Below are 18,547 nucleotides of genomic sequence, written 5' to 3'. Positions count from 1 at the left end.
CCTTCTTCCTGCCGGGGCGTGGATGTCCCCGCCAGTCAATCAAACGTCCCGGACACGCACACCACGACGCCGGCCCCGTCGGGGTGCGGGTGGTGTCGGGGCGAGGGGACGGTGTCAGTCCTCCCCCAGGAGCCTGCCGTCCTCCAGGTGCCAGCGTCGGTCGCAGGCGGCGGCCACGCGCGGGTCGTGGGTCACCACCACCACGGCCCGCTCCGGGCCGACGGCCGCACGCAGCAGGTCCACGACCTCCCGGCTGCGGGCCTGGTCCAGTGCACCGGTCGGCTCGTCGGCGAGCACCAGCGGCGGATCGTTGATCAGGGCCCGGGCCACGGCCACCCGCTGCTTCTCCCCACCGGAGAGGGTGCGGGCCCGGTGGCCGGAGCGCGGCCCGAGCCCCACTCCTTCGAGGGCCTCGGCCGCCCGGCGCCGCTGCTCCGCGCGGGGCAGCCGGCGGGGGCCGTAGCGCAGGGGCAGCATCACGTTCTCCAGCGCGGTGGCGTGCTCCATCAGGGCGAAGTCCTGCAGCACGATCCCGCAGCGCCGGTTCCGGTGTCGGTCCCCGCCGGCGCTCCACGGCTCCGGCAGCGGCTCCCCGCCCAGCAGCACCCGGCCGGCGTCGGGGGCGTCCAGGCATGCGAGGATCCGCAGCAGCGTGGACTTCCCGGACCCGGAGGGGCCGGTGATGGCGTGCATCTGACCGGCCGGCACCGCCAGGCGGACCCCGCGCAGCACGGGCACCACCCCACCGTCGGAGGTGAAGGACTTGTCCACGTCGTGGACCTCGAGCAGGCTCATGAGGGCTCCTTCGTCGGGGCGGAGGGCAGGGCGGAGACGGGGTGACGTCGGCCGGGTCGGCCCCCGCCGAAGGTCGCCGCGAGCGCCCTCCATGAGGACAGTGCGGCCACCGTCCCCACACCGAGGACCACCGCGAGGGCCGCCGTCACCGGGCCGGTGGGCGGTGGGCCGGGCAGGACGGCCGCACCCGCCGTCAGGCCGATCCCGGCCGGGAGCACCCAGGCCAGCAGCACGGGCACGAGGATCCGCACCGCCGTCTGCCGGTGGGAGGCCCCCACGGTCACCGCGATCCGCCAGGTGGGGGCCAGGGCGCGGGCGAGCACCCCCAGGGTGCCGAAGAGGGAGACCCCCGCGCCGAGCACGGCCGATCCGAACAGGACGAGCAGGGTGCGGGAGCTCGAGCTCAGGGACTGCAGCAGGCCCGAGGAGCGTGAGGACAGCGGCTCGGCGGTCACCACGAAGTTCTCCCTCTCCAGGGGGCGGGCCGCGGCGTCGAGCACGGCGGGGGCACCGGGGCCGAGCGCCACCGTGCGCAGCAGCAGGGCGTCGAGGGTCTGCTGGTCGTAGAGCGAGGGCAGCATCGACGGGGGCACGATCACCAGCACGGCGCCGTCCAGGGGCACCGACCCCATCGTCGGGTCGAGCATGGTGGCCCCGGGTGCGAGCCGGCCGACCACCGGGATCATCGCGTCCTGGAACCGCACGCGTGTGGGCGGGGGCAGGGCGCCGTCGACCAGCAGCGCGTAGGGGTCCCGGGCCGTGGACGCGCTGCCGAGCACGGCGTACGGGGCGGGGGCGCCGTCGGCTCCCCGGGGCGGGGACTGGCCGGTCGGCGTCGTCAGGGTGTCCAGGCCGGCGGCGGGCAGGAGGTCCTCGGTGGTCAGGATCGCTCCGGGCAGGTCGTCCCCGAAGCGGTCACCGTAGGGGTCCACGGTGTAGGCCGTGCGCTGCGGGTCGGCCAGGAGAGCGAGCAGGGCGGCCGCCCGGTGCGGGTCCGCCGCGGTCTCGGAGTCCTCGTCCGGCTCCAGGGAGGAGGCCACGGGACCGTCCTGCAGGGGCGGGGCGCCCGCGGCGTCCGAGGTGCCTGCGCCGTCGTCGTGGGCGGACCCGGCCAGGTACAGGCCCTGGAGGGAGGCGGCCCCCTCCCGGTCCCAGCGCTGCAGGTGCTGGCTGACCTCCCGGGCCTCCCCCACCTGCTGGAGGGAGAGCCCCAGCAGCAGGCACGAAAGGATCGCGTACAGGAAGGCGGCCAGGATCAGCGGCCAGAAGCGCAGGGCGTCCCGGACGCCGTCGGCGAGGGCGACGCCGAGCCCGCGGCTCCGCATCATCGCGGCACCTCCCGGACACGGAGGGCGGCCAGGTGTGTGCCCGCCACGAGCAGGGCATCCACCACGATCACCCCGGCGACGACGGCGGCGGCCTCCCCCGGGGCCGGCGAGGGCAGGGTGCCGCTCAGGCTCATCCCCAGCCACAGTGCGGCGGCGGCGAGCGCGGCGCCAGCGAAGGGCAGGGCGCTGGTGGCCCACCGGGAGGCGGCCGCCCGGGCCGGGGGCACCCCCAGCAGGCGGAGCACCCGCAGACGAGGACGCTCCTGCGAGCGGAGAGTCAGCACCCAGAACGCGGTGACGCTGACGGCGGTGAGGCCGGTGAGCACGGCCGCGGTGCCGAGCACGGGACTGGAGAGGGCCGCCGTCAGGGCCGAGGGGACGGCGGCGACCTCCACCTCTGCCCCGGCGCTCCTCATGGCCTGGACCGCATCGTCCAGGTCTGCGGGATCCCCGGCCAGGAAGCCCGTGTAGGCGGGGACGTCGTCGAAGGCGGGGCGAGGCTGGATCACCGCGTCCGAGGGCAGACCGCGCCACTGCGCCTCCGGGACCACGAGGGCCGGATGCCCGGCCACGGCACCGTCCTCCTGGGCCCGGTCCGCGAGCGCGCCGCCCGCGCGGATCAGCAGACCCCCGTCCTCACGCAGGTCGGCCAGACGGGCCGGGTCCACGCCGGTCAGGCAGCCGGCGGCAGGACCGCTCACATGGTGCAGGCCCGGGTCGGCGCCGGTGGCCATCAGTGTGAGGTCCCGGCCGGCGAGGGCCGTCTCGGCCGTCTGCCACAGCCCGGTGAGGGCGGGGTCGGCGACGGCGATGCCCACCTCCCACACCGCATCGGCACAGTCGGCGGCGCTGAAGTGTTGCTGACGCTGGGTGGAGAGCGCACCGGCCACACCCAGGGCGAGCCCGCACAGGGCGGTGAGCAGCACCATCCGGGTGACGAGCAGCGCCACCGTGCGGGGAGCGCTCATGGGGACTCCTTGCGGTCGGAGGCCCGGAGGATGCCGGGGCCTCAGCGGCGGTGGCCCTCATCCTACGGTGCGGCTGAGCCGGGTCACGGTGTGCACCCAGCCTCCCCTTGCGCTCTCGTCGGAGCGTGGTGGCGGGTGTGGGTGCGTGGGGGCCCGAGCTGACGTCGGGAGCGAGGTGAGGGGACGGTGTCGTGCCCCTGTCTCTCACACGGGAGTGCCCGGGGAACCTCCCGTTTCTCGAACGAAACCGCCCGGGGAACCTCCCGTTTCCCGAACCGGAGCGCCCGGGGAACCTCCCGTTTCTCGAACCGGAGCGCCTGGGGAACCTCCCGTTTCTCACACGGGAGGTCAGAGGGTGCGGAGGGAGCGCAGGGTCGGGACGAGCTGGCGGAGCTCCGCCTCCAGGCGCATCTGCAGCGTGAAGCCCCGCGCCGGGCACGCGTGGCAGGTGCCGCCGAGCTCCAGCACCACCTCACCATCCCGGGCATCGACCAGCCGCGCCGTGCCCCCGTGCGAACGCAGGTATTCCCCCGCCGCACCGTCCAGCACCTGCACGGCGGCGGCCCGCAGCACCGCATCCGGATCAGCCCCGCCGACGCCCACCGGCATCCCCCGCCCCGGCGTCCCCTCCCCCGGAACGACGTCGGCCGTCGCCTCCGGCGTCAGGCTCGCCCGGCCCGCGGCCAGCAGGGCGAGGCTCTCCTGCAGGGCGGCCCGCACCCGGGCGCCCTCGGCCCGCCAGGTGCGCCCGGGCCCCAGGGTCAGGCGCAGGGCGGCCGGCTCGGCGACGACGGCCCGCACCGTGCCGTCCTCCCGGAGCGCCTCCAACGGGGCCGGCCCGGCCCCCGCAGGCCCGGACATCTCCACCGGCCCCACCCTGCCGAGCAGACCCGCCGGCACCGCCCAGCGCAGGGTGGCCGGGTCCCCGGGGACGGCCTCCGGATGAGTGGGGACCGCCGCCGTCGGCACCGGCTCCCCCACGGGCCCCGTCTCGGCGGCCCGGGAGCGGACCCGCCCGGTCATGTCAGCGCCAGCACGATGTGCCGCACGCAGAACGCCACCGTCCACGCGAGAGCGAAGTACCAGCCGAAGGCCAGCAGCGGCCACCGCCAGGTGCCGGTCTCCCGCCGCATCACCGCCAGCGTGCTCATGCACTGCAGCGCCAGCATGAAGAACACCAGCAGGGCGGCCACCACATCCGGGGTGAACAGTGGTTGCCCGGCCCGCTCCCCGTCCTGCACCGTCCAGCTCTCCAGCGCGGTCCCCGGATCCTCCGGGTCCTCCGCGGCAGCCATCTGACCGAGGGTGGCCACGAACACCTCCCGTGCGGAGAGGGAGGCGAGCACGCCCACATTCACCCGCCAGTCGAAGCCCAGCGGATCGAACACCGGCTCCACAGCCCGGCCCACGGACGCGGCCGCCGAATGGTCGATCGTGTACTGCGCCACCGCGGCGGTGTCATCCATGGGGACCCCAGCCGCGGCCATCTCCTCCTCCGAGCGCACCGGAACGTTCAGCAGAACCCACAGCACCGCCGTCGTCGCCAGGATGATCGAGGTGACCTTGCGCAGGAACCCCCGCGCGGAGGACCACATGGCGGTGAGCACAGTGCGGGCACGAGGCACCCGGTAGGGCGGCATCTCCATGTAGAAGGGCATCGCGCCGGTGCGGCGCTCGGCCATCCGGCCCCACAGCGCCGCCGAGAGCATGGCCGTGATGGCACCGCCGAGATACAGGGCGAACATCACCAAGCCCTGCATCCCCACCGGACCCCACCGGGCATCGGACGGCACCAGCAGGGAGATCATCAGCACATACACGGGCAGACGCGCCGAGCAGGTCATGGAGGGGGCCGCCATCATGGTGGCCAGCCGATCCCGGGCTGAGGGCAGGGAACGGGTGGCCATGATCCCCGGCACCGCGCAGGCCAGCGAGCTCAGCAGCGCCACGAACGCGCGCCCCTCCAGGCCGAAACGGCTCATCACCCGGTCCATGAGGAACGCGGCGCGCGTCATATACCCGGTGCCCTCCAACAGGGAGATCATCAGGAACAACAGGAGGATCTGCGGCAGGAACACCACCACCGCGCCCACGCCGCCAATCAGCGCCTCCGCCACGAACCGCGCCACCCAGTCCACCGGGATCCACTGCCCGGCCTGCTCCCCCAGCCAGCCGAACAGCTCCTCCACGAGGTCCTGCAACGGGGTGGCCACCGTGAAGATCACCTGGAAGAACGTGAACATCACGGCCAGGAACACGAGGGTGCCCCACACCGGGTGCAGCAGGACGTCGTCGATCCGCCGGGTGCGGCCGTCCGGCCGCGGCGCCCGGTACCGGGCGGCCTCCAGCACCGAGGCGATCCACCCGCGCACCCCGTCTGGGTCCGTGGGCGGAGCCAGCGGGGGCCGGTCCCAGCCGGCCGGGTCCGTGGCCAGGTGGGCGCGCAGGGCCTCGCGCTGCCGCGCGTCGCCGGCGGTGGCCGCGAGCACGGGGATGCCGAGAGCCCGCGAGAGCCGGGACAGGTCCACCGAACCGCCGCGCAGGGCCAGCTCATCCCCGAAGGTGAGCACGAGCGTGGCCGGCAGGTCCACGGCGAGCGCATGCGCCACCATGGTCAGCCCGCGCTGCAGGGTGGTGGAGTCCGCCACCAGCAGCAGCGCCTCGGGGTGGTCCGGGTTCCCGGGGTCCAGGGCGAGCAGGTCCGCCACGACCTGCTCGTCCGGGCTGATGGGGTCCAGCGAGTACGTGCCGGGAAGGTCCTCGAGGACGATCCGGCCGCCGTCGGGCGTGGTGAGCATGCCCTCGGCACGGGCGACGGTCACCCCGGGGTAGTTGCCGGTGCGCACGCTCATGCCGGTGAGGGCGTTGAACAGGGTGGACTTGCCGGAGTTCGGGGAGCCGACCAGGCCGATGCGCGGCAGGGCGGCGTCCAGCACCGCGGACGGTCCGCCGTGGCAGGAGTGGTCGTGGCTCATGCGTTCGGGCAGGTGCAGGCGGACGGGGCGGCACCGGGGTTCGTGGGGCCGGAGAGGATCACGCAGCGGGCCTGGTCACGGCGCAGGGTGAGCTCGTAGTCGGCCACGCGCACCACCAGGGGGCCACCGAACGGGGCCCGGCGCACGCGCGTCACCTCCATGCCGGGCATGAACCCGAGGTCGAACAGGCGGCGGGCGACCTCGGGACGGACGGCGTCGCACACGCCCGTCACGGTGGCGGTCTCGCCGTCGGCGAGGTCTGCGAGTGTGCGGAGGGCGGCAGGCGGAGTGCCCGCGCCTCCGGTGACGTCGCGCAGGCGCAGGTCCTGCGTGATGGAAAGGGTGAGCGTCATGGTGGCCTCGCCTCGAGAAGGGGGTGAGCAGGCCGGCGGGGTGCCGGTCCGGCCCGCCCGGCGGACAACCCGTCGGGTTAGGCGGGCCTTAGAGTACACCCGCGTGCGCTAATCCCTCGTCCATGACGGCGGCACCTCCCGTTTCCCGGACGGGAGCACTCGGGGAAGCCCCCGTTTCTCGAACCGAAGTGCCCGGGGAGGCTCCCGTTTCTCGAACGGAAGTGCGTGGGGACGACGACGCGCGGCGGCCCGGGTGGGCCACCGCGCGTCGGAGTGTGCAGACTCAGCGGCGGAAGGCGCGAGCCACCTCGAGGAAGCGATCGTTCGCCTCACGCTCGCCGATGGACACGCGCACCCCCTCACCCGGGAAGGCGCGCACGGCCAGCGCCTGCGCGCCGGCGGCCTCGGCGAACTCCATGGCGCGCTCGCCCAGCGGCAGCCACACGAAGTTCGCGTCCGAGGCGGGCACGTCCCAGCCGACCTCGGCCAGAGCAGCCTGCACGCGCTCGCGCTCATCCACCACGGTCTGCACGCGGGCGAGCACCTCGTCCAGGTGGTCCAGGGAGGCGACGGCGGCCTGCTCGGCGATCGTGGACACCGCGAACGGCACGGCCACAGCACGCAGCGCCTGGGTCACGTGCGGCTGGGACACCGAGTAGCCCACACGCAGGTTGGCCAGGCCGTGGGCCTTGGAGAAGGTGCGCAGCACCAGCACGTTCGGGAACGCCCGGTACATGTCCAGGCCGCGCACCGCGTCCTCGGAACGGACGAACTCCACGTAGGCCTCGTCGATCACCACGAGCACATGCGGCGGGACCTTGGAGAGGAAGTCCTCCACCTCGGCGGTGGTCAGCACCGGGCCGGTGGGGTTGTTCGGGGTGCACAGCAGCACCACGCGGGTGCGGTCCGTGATGGCCTCGAGCATGGCCGGCAGGTCGTGGCGGTGATCCTCGGTGAGCGGCACCTGGACGTCCTTGGCGCCGGCGCTGCGCACCACGATCGGGTACGCCTCGAAGCTGCGCCAGGCGAACATGACCTCGTCCGGCTCACCGTCCGGGCCGCCGTCGCCGGCATAGGCCGTGATCACCTGGGAGAGCGCACCCAGGGAGCCGGCACCGGTGACGATGTCCTCGGCGGGCACATCCAGGTGCGCGGCCAGGCGCTCGCGCAGGGCGGTGGAGAGCGGGTCCGGGTAGCGGCACAGCGGGCTGGCCTGCCCCTCGGCCCCGGTGACCACCTCGTGCACGCGCTCGACAACCTGCGGCACGGGGGCGAAGGGGTTCTCGTTGGAGGAGAGCTTGTAGGGGGTCAGGCCGGGCACGGCCACGGGCGGCTTGCCTGCGGCGTACACCGGCAGCAGGCCCACCTTCGCGTGGGGGCGGACCTGGCGGGGGGTGGGGGCGGCGTCAGTCATGGCCTCGATGGTACGCAGAGCACCCCGGTGCCCGCCGCACCATCCATTCTGTGGCCAACACGCCATGGATTGTGACCGGCGTCACCTGCGCGTACAGTCTCGCCCAAGCGCGCCCTCCCGGGGCGCCGCGTTCCCCCGCGAGAGCATCGGCCGGGCCGTGGGCCCGCACGGAAAGGACGCCCATGCAGTTCCACCATCACGGCTACGTGTCCACGGATCCCCGGATCCAGCCCCTCGCCGGCCCGCCACGGCCGGCCGAGCTGCCGGACGAGATGGACGTGCTGATCGTCGGAACCGGCCCGGCCGGGATGATCGCCGCCGCCCAGCTCGCCCGCTTCCCCGAGGTGCACACCCGGATCATCGACCGCCGGCCCCACCGGCTGGAGATCGGCCAGGCCGACGGCATCCAGGCCCGCTCGGTGGAGACCTTCCAGGCGTTCGGGTTCGCCGACGAGATCATCGCCGAGGCCTTCGCCCTCACCAGCATGAACTTCTGGAACCCGGACCCGCAGCAGCCGGAGAACATCGTCCGCACCGCCGTCACCGAGGACGACGAGGCCGGGGTGTCCGAGTTCCCGCACCTGATCGTGAACCAGGCGCGGATCCTCGACCACTTCGCCACGTTCATGCGCAACTCCCCCACCTGGGCCATGCCCGACTACGGCTGGGAGTTCGTCGGCCTCGAGGACACCCGCGCCGGCACCCACCCCGTGACCGTCACCCTGCGCCGCACCGTGGACGAACAGGGCCGTCCGCTCCCCGACCCCTCCCAGGGGCCGACACGCACCGTGCGCGCCACCTATGTGATGGGGGCCGACGGCGCCTCCTCCCGGGTGCGCGCGGCCATCGGTCACCGCCTCTCCGGGGATGCGGCCAACCACGCCTGGGGTGTGATGGACACCCTCGCGAACACCACGTTCCCGGACATCCGCACCAAGTGCGCCATCCACTCCACGCACGGGTCCATCCTGCTCATCCCCCGGGAGGGCGGCTACCTCTTCCGCCTGTACGTGGACCTCGGCGAGGTGCCCGAGGGCGACGACCACGCGATCCGCCGGACACCGCTGGAGGAGATCATCCGGCGCGCCCAGGCGATCCTGCACCCCTACGCCCTGGACGTGAAGGAGGTGGCCTGGCACTCCGTGTACGAGGTGGGCCACCGCCTCACCTCCGGCTTCGACAACCGCGGCCCGGACGGGCAGGCCCCGCACGTGTTCCTCGCCGGGGACGCCTGCCACACCCACTCGGCCAAGGCCGGCCAGGGGATGAACGTGTCCATGCAGGACGGCTGGAACCTGGGTTGGAAGCTCGGGCACGTGCTTGCCGGGCGGGCCCCGGAGGAGCTGCTGCTGTCCTACTCGGACGAGCGCGAGGTGGTGGCCCGGGACCTGATCGCCTTCGATAGGCAGTGGTCCTCGCTCATGGCCAAGTCCGTCGCCGAGGGCGACGACCCCCACGAGGTGGCCGAGTTCTACGTCCGGACCGCGGAGTTCCCGGCCGGGTTCATGACCCAGTACCTGCCCTCCCTGCTGACCCAGGGCCCCGAGCATCAGGGGCTCGCCACCGGGTACCCCATCGGCAAGCGCTTCCGCTCGGCCCTGGTCGAGCGGGCCTGCGACACCAACACGGTGCACCTGGGGCACCTGCACGAGGCCGACGGCCGCTGGCGGATCTACGTGTTCGCCGACGCCGCCGCCCCCGGCACCGCAGGATCCACGCTGGAGCGCTGGGCCGCCCACATGCAGGACGACGCCGGCTCCGCCCTGCGCCGCTTCACCCCGGCTGATGCAGGTGAGGACGCTGTGTTCGACGTCAAGGTGATCTACCAGCAGCAGCAGGCGGAGTTCGCCGCCTGCGACGCCCCCCGGGTGTTCCGCCCGCTGTGCGGGGCACTCGGCCTCGAGAACCTCAACAACGTGTTCGCGACCGCCCGTGCGAAGAACGGCCCGGACATCTTCGAGGAGCGCGGCATCAGCCGCGAGGGGGCCGTGGTGGTGGTGCGGCCAGACCAGTATGTCGCGGCGATCCTCCCGCTGGACCGCCCCGAGGCCCTGGGCGAGTTCCTGGCCGGGCCGATGCTCGAGCACCGCTGAGGGCGAGATCCCGCAGCCCCGTCCGGGGCCGACGTCGTCCGGGGCGGTCACGGGCTACCTCCCCGGCCCGTGGGGGGCCCGGGGCCGGGACTGCGGGGCGGGATCGCCCGTGGCCCACCGGCGCAGGCGGACGGTCGCACTCGAGCGCACCGTCCCAGCCGTGAGGGCACTCAGGGCGGCCAGCTGCCCCTGCTCCTGCACCTTGAGCTCCGGCGGAGCGGCCTCGTAGGCGCGCACCTGTTCCAGGTAGCGCGGGAGGGCGTGCTCGGGGCCGAACACATCGGAGAAGCCCGGCAGGCCCGGCCCGGTGTACCCCTCGGGTGCGGCCCCGCTCTCCGGCTGGAAGGTGACCGTGGCCCGCCAGACCGTGGCCGGCTCGGGGCCGCCGTCCAGAGCGGTGACCAGGTCCACCTCCCGCTGGAAGGCCATCACCGGGACGCCCGCGGGCGTGAGAATCCCCCCACCCGGGCTGGCGAAGGTGACCACCCCGGCCACGTCCCAGCGCTCGCTCACGAGCGGATGGGAGGGCATGTTCAGCGCGTGCAGGCCGCCCTGCGAGTAGCCCACGAAGACCACCGGCTCCCCCTCCGGCACACCGCCCAGGGTGAGGGCCCGGGCGATCCCCTCGCCGGTGTGCTCGGATCCCCGGCCCAGAGCGTCCGCGATGCCCATCGGATCCGACCAGCCGCCATCCGGGTCCACCAGAGCCGAGGAGGCTTGGGTGCCGGGCAGGCCCACCACCCACACGTCCTCGCCCGACGCGGTGGTCACCTGGGTGAGGGTGATCGTGCCCGGGGGCAGGGAGGCATCCGGGATGAGCGAGGCCAGGTCCCCCGGTCCGCCGTCCAGATGGGTGGGCGTGCCCGGCGCCCCCGGGCCCACGCCCGGCAGCTCCGGTGCGAGCAGGGTGACGTCGAGCACCGCGGCCAGCCGCTCCGCGGCCCCGCGAGAGATCGAGGCACCGTTCAGGGCCCTCAGCAGCCGCTCGCCCTCCGGGACGGTGAGGCCGTCCGCGGAGTCCTCCTCCAGGCGGGCCGGGAGGTCCCACAGGGCGAGCTCCTCCTCGTCCATGACGCCGGCCGCCCCCTGCTCGGCCAGGCGGTAGCGCTCGATGGCGTCCTTGAGGGTGCGCTGCATGTCCAGCAGGCGTTCCTGCAGCGCACGACAGGCGTCCCGGCCCTCCCACAGCCGGCCCTCGAGCTGGGCGGCCCGGCCCGACACCCTCGGTGCCGACCCCAGGTGCCGCACCACCGTCTCGACCTGCGCGGCCAGGTGCAGGAGCTTCTCTGCGGCCTCACCGTGCCGTCCCGCCACCTCGGCGAGGGAGTCGAGATCGGCGTGGATGGATCCACTGCCGCCCGAGGTGGTGAAGCGGATCGGCGCAGGCCCGCTCATGCCGGCACCCCCGCCATGAGGGCGGCGTGGGCCGCGGCCTCCGCGATCTCCAGCCGCCGCCGGGCCTCACCCACCGCCGTCTCAGCCTCCTCTGTGGCCTGGGAGCACAGCAGCAGCCACTGCAGGGCCTCGTCCGCGCAGTCCCTGGCGGTGCGGTGCAGCCCGTCGGTGCGCTCGGCGTACTCACGGGCCGCCTCCGAGCGCCAGCGTGGGGCCAGCGCCGCCTGGATCGTCGAGGCCACGGACTCGAGCTCGCTATGCAGCCGGCGCAGCTCCTCGGCCGCCCACCGCAGGCAGCTCACGGCGGACTCGGCGTCCCGGAGCTCGGTATGCGCGCCGCTCGCGCGGGCCATCAGGCGGGCGGCATCGTCGTCCAAGCCGATCCCCCGCAGCGCCCACGCGAGGGTCAGGTGCGTCGTCGTCATCTGCATGCGCCCGACGCTAGAAGGCCGCCGGACGCGCCGGAAGGCCGCCCGGCACCGCTGTGGACGGCCTGGCCCGGGGAGCGGGCCTGTGCAGGAGCGGACCGTGCGGAGATGTTGACCACGTCACACTCCCGCCCTACCCTGAACGAACGGTCAGTAATTCGGCGCGCAGCCCGCACGCCCCTGGCCCGGACCCCCATCGGCCCCAACACGAGGTGAACCCCATGACGCAGACCGGCACCGCACCCCGCCTGGCCTCCGTCCCGTCCCCCGAGGATGCGGCCGGCCAGGATACCTTCGAACGCCTGATCGCGGAGGACTCGCGCATCGAGCCCCGCGACTGGATGCCCGAGGACTACCGCAGGACCCTCACCCGCCAGATCTCCCAGCACGCCCACTCCGAGATCATCGGCATGCAGCCGGAGGCCAACTGGATCACGCGCGCCCCCTCCCTCAAGCGTAAGGCCATCCTCATGGCCAAGGTCCAGGACGAGGCAGGCCACGGCCTCTACCTCTACTCGGCCGCCGAGACCCTCGGCACCCCCCGCGACGAGCTCAACGAGCAGCTGCTCTCCGGCCGCGCCAAGTACTCCTCGATCTTCAACTACCCCGCCCGCACCTGGGCGGACATGGGCGCGATCGGCTGGCTCGTGGACGGCGCCGCGATCTGCAACCAGGTCCCCCTCTGCCGCGCCTCCTACGGCCCCTACGGCCGTGCCATGGTGCGCATCTGCAAGGAGGAGTCCTTCCACCAGCGCCAGGGCTGGGAGATCCTCTACACCCTCTCCCACGGCACCCCCGAGCAGAAGCAGATGGCCCAGGACGCCGTGGACCGCATCTACGGGCCCGCCCTGCAGATGTTCGGCCCCCCGGACGACCACTCCCCCAACTCGAAGCAGTCCATGGCCTGGAAGATCAAGCGGTTCTCCAACGACGAGCTGCGCCAGCGCTTCGTGGACATGATCGTCCCCCAGGCCGAAGCCCTCGGGCTCACCCTCCCGGACCCACACCTGAAGTGGAACGAGGAACGCGGCCACTACGACTACGGACCCCTCGACTGGGACGAGTTCACCGACGTCATCAAGGGCAACGGCCCCATGAACACCCAGCGCATGGCCCGGCGCATCCAGGCCCACGAGGACGGCGCCTGGGTCCGCGAGGCCGCCGCCGCCTACGCCCGCCGCCAGGCCGAGCAGCACGCCCCGGCCGACACCCAGCTGATCGGAGCCTGACCATGAGCCAGTCCCCCGCCACCTCCAACGCCTGGCCCCTCTGGGAGGTGTTCGTCCGCGCCAACCGCGGCCTCTCCCACGTGCACGCCGGCTCCCTGCACGCCCCCGACGCCACCATGGCGCTGCGCAACGCACGGGACCTCTACACCCGCCGCAACGAGGGCACCTCCGTGTGGGTCGTGCCCGCGGAGGCGATCGCCGCCTCGGACCCGGACTCCAAGGGTGGGTTCTTCGAGTCCCCGCAGGGCAAGCAGTACCGCCACGCCACCTACTACCAGCAGTCCGAGGGGGTGCCCCACCTGTGAGCTTCGCGACCAACGACACCGCCACCCGGCACTCCGCCGGCGTCGCCATCACCGCCGAGCAGATCGCCGCCGGGGAGCACACCGCCCCCGAGGAGGTGGCCCGCTACGCGCTCATGCTCGGCGACGACGCCCTCATGCTCGGCCAGCGCCTGTCCTGGTGGATCTCCCGCGCCCCCGAGCTCGAAGAGGACATCGCCCTGGGCAACATCGCCCTCGACCTCGTGGGCCACGCCCGCTTCCTGCTCACCTACGCCGGCACCGCCTGGGGGAAGACCGAGGACGATCTCGCCTACTTCCGCGACGAGGAGGAGTTCCGCTCCGCACGCCTCGTGGAGGCCGAGAACGGGGACTTCGCCAAGACCATCGCCCGGCAGCTCTACTACTCCTTCTACGCGTTCGAGCTCTACTCCCGCCTGAAGGACTCCCAGGACCCCACCCTCGCGGCCATCGCCGACAAGGCCCTCAAGGAGGTCCTCTACCACCAGGACCACGCCAACGAGTGGCTCAACCGCCTGGGCCTGGGCACCGAGGAGTCCGCCCGCCGCATGCAGCGGGGCCTGGACGAGCTGTGGCCCTACCTGCCCGAGCTCTTCCACGACGACGACGCCACCGCCGCCCTCGCCGAGCGCGGCATCGCGGTGCTCCCCTCCCGCTTGGAGCAGCCCACCATGGACCGCCTGCGCACCGCCATCGAGGCCGCCGGACTGCAGGTGCCCACCACGGGCTCCGCCCGCGGCGGGGACCGGTCCGGGCGGATGAGCGAGCACCGCGGGTACATCCTGGCGGAGATGCAGTCCCTGGCCCGCCGCTTCCCGGGGGCCACATGGTGACCGCCGACGCCGTCGTCACCCGCCCGACCGACCCCGCCGACGCGCGGGTCTGGGACGCGGCCGCCACCGTGCACGACCCGGAGATCCCGGTGCTGTCCATCGTGGACCTGGGGATCCTCCGGCAGGCCCGCGCCGAGGGCGAGCGCGCCGTCGTCGTGATCACCCCCACCTACTCGGGATGCCCGGCTATGGGCACGATCACGGAGGACGTCTCCCGCGCCCTGCACCGGGCGGGGTTCGCCGACGCCGAGGTCCGCACCGTGCTCCAGCCGGCCTGGACCACGGACTGGATGACGGAGCAGGGCAAGGCCAAGCTCGCCGAATACGGGATCGCCCCGCCCACTACCCGCGCCGACGCCGGCCCCGTGCGCGTGGGCCTGGCCGTGAAGTGCCCGCGCTGCCACTCGCTGAACACCCGAGAGATCACCCGCTTCGGCTCCACCTCGTGCAAGTCCCTGCACACCTGCCGGGACTGCCTGGAGCCCTTCGACCACTTCAAGGTGCACTGATGTCCGAGACCCCCACCCCCGGCGGCAAGCGCCGCGCCGCGTTCCACACCCTCGAGGTCTCCGGCCTGCGCCGGCTCACTGACGACGCCGTCGAGGTGACCTTCGCGGTGCCCGAGGAGCTCGCCGACGACTACGACTACCTGCCCGGCCAGTACGTGGCCCTGCGCAAGGAGATCGACGGGCGCGAGGTCCGCCGCTCCTACTCGATCTGTGCCGTCCCCACCCGGGGCGAGCTCAGGGTGGCCGTGAAGCGGGACCTCGGCGGGGTGTTCTCCACCTGGGCCAACGAGCGGCTCGAGGTGGGCGAGAGGATCGACGTGATGAACCCGCAGGGCGCGTTCACCTCCCGCACCCACCTCACCTCCCTGAACGACGCCGCCGCCGTGGCCGCCGAGGAGGTCGCCAAGAACCGGGACACCCACCTGGTGGCGTTCGCCGCCGGCTCCGGCATCACCCCGATCATGGCGATCGCGCAGGCCGTGCTGGCCGCCTCTGAGACCTCCCGCTTCGACCTCGTCTACGCGAACCGCTCCGCGATGGACGTGATGTTCGCCGAGGAGATCGGCGACCTCAAGGACAGGCACCCGGCCCGGTTCACGGTGCACCACGTGCTCTCGCGGGAGCAGCGCGTCTCCCCCCTGCTCTCCGGGCGGATCGACGCGGAGAAGCTGGAGACGCTGCTGGACCGGGTGATCGACGTCGAGGGCACGGACGAATGGTTCCTGTGCGGGCCGTTCGAGCTCGTGCAGCTCGCCCGGGACACCCTCTCCGCGCGCGGGGTACCCGAGGACGCGGTGCGCTTCGAGCTGTTCACCACAGGCCGCCCCGAGCAGCCCGCCGGCCAGTCCGGGCGCGTGGTGCAGGCCGACCCGGACGGGGACAACGTGACCGTGGAGTTCAACCTCGACGGCCTCACGGCGAAGGTCGAGTCCCCGCGCTCCGCCCACGAGACGCTGCTGAACGCCGCGCTGCGTGTGCGCTCGGACGTGCCCTTCGCGTGCGCCGGCGGCGTGTGCGGCACCTGCCGGGCGAAGGTGACATGCGGCGAGTACGAGATGGACGAGAACTACGCCCTGGAGAGGGACGAGGTGGAGGCCGGGTACGTGCTCACCTGCCAGACCCGCGCCACTTCGGACCGCATCGCCCTGGACTTCGACGCCTGACCTGGACGCCTGTTCTGCACGCCTGAGAGGACGCCGCGGTCCGACCCGGACCGTGACGACCGCCCCGGACCCCGACGCCTGAGAGGACCCGCTGTGAGCATGATCCGCCTGAGCATCGACGACCGCGTCGCCGAGGTGTGCCTCGACGCGCCCCAGCGGATGAACGCGCTGGACGAGCAGGCCCTGGCGGACCTCGCCGCCGCCTACGCCGAGATCACCACCCAGGCGGAGGCCGGGCGAGTCCGGGCCGTGCTGCTGCACGGGACCGGCCGCGGGTTCTGCGCGGGCCGGGACATCTCCGCGGTGGACCCGGCCGACGACGACGCCACCGCCTACTTGCGCGAGCGCGTCACGCCGGTGCTGCGAGCGATGTCCGAGGCCCCGGTGCCGACGTTCGCCGCCGTGCAGGGGGCCTGCCTGGGGGTGGGGCTGGGCCTGGCGATCGCCACGGACGTGGTGTACGTGGCCGAGGACGCGAAGATCGGTTCCCCGTTCGCGGCCCTGGGGGCGACCCTGGACTCGGGCGGGCACTGGCTGTTCACCGAGCGGCTGGGCCCGCACCGCGCCCTGGACCTGATCTACACGGCCGAGCTGATGAGCGGGGCGGAGGCCGTGCAGGCTGGTCTGTTCTCCCGGTCCGTCCCCGCCGAGGACCTGCTGGAGTTCACGCGGGAGCGGGTGGGGCGGGCGGCGTCGGGGGCCACGCTGGCCTTCCGTGCGTCGAAGGAGCTGGTGGCCCAGATCCGGGACCGCAGGGTGGGCCTGTGGGAGTCCCTGGACGCGGAGAACGTGGCCCAGGGTGAGCTGTGCGGCACGGCCGACTACGCGGAGGGCTTCGCAGCGTTCCAGGCCAAGCGTCCCCCGGAGTTCACCGGCCGCGCGTGAGCACCCGCCGCGGGCCGGGAAGCCGGGAGGGGAGGAGGAGAGCCGCTGGGACGCGTGCCGCCGTCGTCGTTCCCCAGCGCGCCGGCGACATTCCAGCGCGGAAGGACCGCTGGAATGTCGCCCGGGTGCTGGGGCTTCGGAGCGGGGGACGGGCACGACGGCGGCACGCGGGTCGGGAGGGGGCGGGGCACGACGGCGGAGCGCGGGCCGAGCGGGGGCGTTCACCCCGCCCTGTGGCGCACCTCACATGAATCGTATACGGTGTCGCACATCACACCCGACCGATCGGTCTGCAGCATCCCCTCCCCGGCCCCGACACCCCTCACCCGGGCCCCTCACCCCAGGAGCAGCCATGAGCCACACCGTCGCAGCACCGGCCCTCCCGGCCGCCCGCGACCCCCGCGAGGAGCGCAAGGTCCTCGCCGGAACGCTCGTCGGTACCACCATCGAGTGGTACGACTTCTTCATCTTCGCCCAGGCCACCGGACTGGTCTTCGCAGCACTGTTCTTCGCCCCGATGGGCGAGTCCGGCGCTCAGATCGCCGCATGGGTCACCCTCGGCATCTCCTTCCTCGTGCGCCCACTCGGAGCCGTGATCGCCGGGCACATGGGCGACCGCTTCGGGCGCAAGCTCGTGCTCTCCCTGACCCTGATCGGCATGGGCCTGGCCACCACGCTCATCGGACTGCTGCCCACCTACGCGCAGATCGGCGTCTGGGCGCCCATCCTCCTGGTCCTGCTGCGCCTGCTGCAGGGCTTCTCCGCCGGCGGCGAATGGGGCGGCGCAGCCCTGCTCGCCGTGGAGCACGCCCCGCGCGGACGGCGCGGCCTCTTCGGCTCCGCCCCGCAGATCGGCGTGCCGCTGGGCATGATCCTCGCCACCGGCGTGCTGTTCCTGGTGCGCTCGAACATGACCGAGGAGCAGTTCCTCACCTGGGGCTGGCGCATCCCGTTCCTGCTCTCGGTGCTGCTGATCGTCGTGGGGTACCTCATCCGCAAGGCCGTGGAGGAGTCCCCCGTGTTCAAGGAGATGCAGCAGCTGCGCGCCGCCGAATCCGCCCCTCTCGGCGAGCTGTTCCGCGGCCACACCAAGGAGGTCCTCCTGGCGGCGGTGATCTTCGCGGCGAACAACGGCGTCGGCTACCTGCTGATCGCCTGGTTCTCCAAGTACGGCGGTCCTCGCGGCCTGGGCATGTCCTCCAATGAGGTGCTCACCGCGTCCCTGGTCGGCGGTGTCGGCTGGTTCATCTTCACCCTGCTGGGCGGGTGGATCTCGGACCGGATCGGCCGGAAGCTGACCTTCGTCCTGGGCTACGCGTTCCTGATCGCGTGGGCCTTCCCGCTCTTCCAGCTGCTCAACACGGCCTCCCTGCCGCTGTTCGCGCTCGGCCTCTTCGTGATGACCCTGGGCCTGGGCCCGTCCTACGGCCCGCAGTCGGCGATGTACGCCGAGATGTTCCCGGCCCGCGTGCGCTTCTCCGGCGTGTCCATCGGCTACGCGATCGGCACGATCATCGGCGGCGCGTTCGCCCCGCTCATCGCGGACCTGCTGGTCGAGCACGGCTGGGAGTACGTGGCCTGGTACATCGTGGGCATCTCGGCCCTCTCGCTGACTGCCGTCCTGCTCGTCCCGCGGGGCATCCAGGACCGTGAGCTGCACGACGAGGAGGTCGTGGCGACCCGTTCGAACCCCGTGGCCCCCTCGGCCTGACCGCGCCGCCCGGCCGGCCGCCGTCGTCGTGGTTGTCACCGCGCCCGGGCGCCCCGCATCCCAGCGCCCCGGGGCCCATAACCCCCCCCAGCCCCCCCGGGACCTCGCCGGGGGGGCGGTTTTGTGGCGGGGGGGGCCCGGGGGGGGGCCCCCCCCCCCCCCGGGC

17 protein-coding genes are annotated in these 18,547 nt (G+C 73.3%); 8 read left to right on the top strand and 9 right to left on the bottom strand.

From position 1 onward, the window contains the following. Positions 1 to 114: 114 nt before the first annotated feature. From SPI96_RS03495 to SPI96_RS03465, 7 genes are all read right to left on the bottom strand, one after another. Entirely contained in the window at positions 115 to 795 is a 681-nt protein-coding gene (locus SPI96_RS03495; protein ID WP_321080981.1) for an ABC transporter ATP-binding protein, read from the bottom strand. Continuing rightward, positions 792 to 2,123 carry a hypothetical protein gene (locus SPI96_RS03490; protein ID WP_321080980.1) on the bottom strand — a complete coding sequence of 444 codons (1,332 nt, stop codon included), beginning with the start codon at positions 2,121 to 2,123 and terminating at the stop codon, positions 792 to 794. Before SPI96_RS03490 ends, SPI96_RS03495 begins: the two co-directional genes overlap by 4 nt. After that, positions 2,120 to 3,091: a hypothetical protein gene (locus SPI96_RS03485; protein ID WP_321080979.1), complete on the bottom strand. Its 972-nt coding sequence runs from the start codon at positions 3,089 to 3,091 to the stop codon at positions 2,120 to 2,122. The genes SPI96_RS03490 and SPI96_RS03485 overlap by 4 nt, the downstream gene beginning before the upstream one ends. Before the next feature lie 348 nt (positions 3,092 to 3,439). After that, a complete protein-coding gene (locus SPI96_RS03480) occupies positions 3,440 to 4,114 on the bottom strand; it encodes a NifU family protein (protein ID WP_321080978.1) in 675 nt (224 codons plus the stop codon). After that, a complete protein-coding gene (feoB, locus tag SPI96_RS03475) occupies positions 4,111 to 6,066 on the bottom strand; it encodes a ferrous iron transporter B (protein WP_321080977.1) in 1,956 nt (651 codons plus the stop codon). Before feoB ends, SPI96_RS03480 begins: the two co-directional genes overlap by 4 nt. Further along, positions 6,063 to 6,419: a FeoA family protein gene (locus SPI96_RS03470; RefSeq protein WP_321080976.1), complete on the bottom strand. Its 357-nt coding sequence runs from the start codon at positions 6,417 to 6,419 to the stop codon at positions 6,063 to 6,065. The genes feoB and SPI96_RS03470 overlap by 4 nt, the downstream gene beginning before the upstream one ends. A gap of 283 nt (positions 6,420 to 6,702) precedes the next feature. After that, positions 6,703 to 7,833 carry a histidinol-phosphate transaminase gene (locus SPI96_RS03465; protein WP_321080975.1) on the bottom strand — a complete coding sequence of 377 codons (1,131 nt, stop codon included), beginning with the start codon at positions 7,831 to 7,833 and terminating at the stop codon, positions 6,703 to 6,705. 182 nt (positions 7,834 to 8,015) lie between these two features. Between SPI96_RS03465 and SPI96_RS03460 the strand changes: the two genes are divergently transcribed. Beyond that, positions 8,016 to 9,926 carry an FAD-dependent monooxygenase gene (locus SPI96_RS03460; RefSeq protein WP_321080974.1) on the top strand — a complete coding sequence of 637 codons (1,911 nt, stop codon included), beginning with the start codon at positions 8,016 to 8,018 and terminating at the stop codon, positions 9,924 to 9,926. Positions 9,927 to 9,980: 54 nt separating this feature from the next. On the opposite strand, the gene SPI96_RS03455 is transcribed toward SPI96_RS03460, so the two are convergent. After that, the gene (locus SPI96_RS03455; protein WP_321080973.1) at positions 9,981 to 11,321 is read right to left on the bottom strand and encodes a hypothetical protein; all 1,341 of its coding nucleotides are present in this window, start codon (positions 11,319 to 11,321) and stop codon (positions 9,981 to 9,983) included. After that, a complete protein-coding gene (locus SPI96_RS03450; RefSeq protein ID WP_321080972.1) occupies positions 11,318 to 11,752 on the bottom strand; it encodes a hypothetical protein in 435 nt (144 codons plus the stop codon). The genes SPI96_RS03455 and SPI96_RS03450 overlap by 4 nt, the downstream gene beginning before the upstream one ends. A 218-nt stretch (positions 11,753 to 11,970) precedes the next feature. Here SPI96_RS03450 and paaA point away from each other — a divergent pair, with 218 nt between their 5' ends. The 7 genes from paaA to SPI96_RS03415 all read left to right on the top strand — a co-directional run bounded on the left by paaA (position 11,971) and on the right by SPI96_RS03415 (position 18,381). Beyond that, the gene (paaA, locus tag SPI96_RS03445) at positions 11,971 to 12,978 is read left to right on the top strand and encodes a 1,2-phenylacetyl-CoA epoxidase subunit PaaA (protein WP_321080971.1); all 1,008 of its coding nucleotides are present in this window, start codon (positions 11,971 to 11,973) and stop codon (positions 12,976 to 12,978) included. A gap of 2 nt (positions 12,979 to 12,980) precedes the next feature. Next, positions 12,981 to 13,283, top strand: a complete 303-nt coding sequence (gene paaB / locus SPI96_RS03440) for a 1,2-phenylacetyl-CoA epoxidase subunit PaaB (protein WP_321080970.1) — start codon at positions 12,981 to 12,983, stop codon at positions 13,281 to 13,283. Next, positions 13,280 to 14,113, top strand: a complete 834-nt coding sequence (gene paaC / locus SPI96_RS03435) for a 1,2-phenylacetyl-CoA epoxidase subunit PaaC (RefSeq protein WP_321080969.1) — start codon at positions 13,280 to 13,282, stop codon at positions 14,111 to 14,113. The genes paaB and paaC overlap by 4 nt, the downstream gene beginning before the upstream one ends. Further along, positions 14,107 to 14,622: a 1,2-phenylacetyl-CoA epoxidase subunit PaaD gene (gene paaD, locus SPI96_RS03430; protein WP_321080968.1), complete on the top strand. Its 516-nt coding sequence runs from the start codon at positions 14,107 to 14,109 to the stop codon at positions 14,620 to 14,622. Before paaC ends, paaD begins: the two co-directional genes overlap by 7 nt. Further along, the gene (gene paaE, locus SPI96_RS03425) at positions 14,622 to 15,785 is read left to right on the top strand and encodes a 1,2-phenylacetyl-CoA epoxidase subunit PaaE (protein WP_321080967.1); all 1,164 of its coding nucleotides are present in this window, start codon (positions 14,622 to 14,624) and stop codon (positions 15,783 to 15,785) included. Before paaD ends, paaE begins: the two co-directional genes overlap by 1 nt. Before the next feature lie 99 nt (positions 15,786 to 15,884). Further along, positions 15,885 to 16,670, top strand: a complete 786-nt coding sequence (locus tag SPI96_RS03420) for an enoyl-CoA hydratase/isomerase family protein (RefSeq protein ID WP_321080966.1) — start codon at positions 15,885 to 15,887, stop codon at positions 16,668 to 16,670. Between the two features lie 352 nt (positions 16,671 to 17,022). Continuing rightward, a complete protein-coding gene (locus SPI96_RS03415; protein WP_321080965.1) occupies positions 17,023 to 18,381 on the top strand; it encodes an MFS transporter in 1,359 nt (452 codons plus the stop codon). The last annotated feature ends 166 nt before the right edge of the window (positions 18,382 to 18,547 follow it).

Source organism: Micrococcus sp., from assembly GCF_034179925.1.
Lineage (GTDB): Bacteria > Actinomycetota > Actinomycetes > Actinomycetales > Micrococcaceae > Micrococcus.
This window is presented reverse-complemented; position numbering and strand designations above follow the sequence as displayed.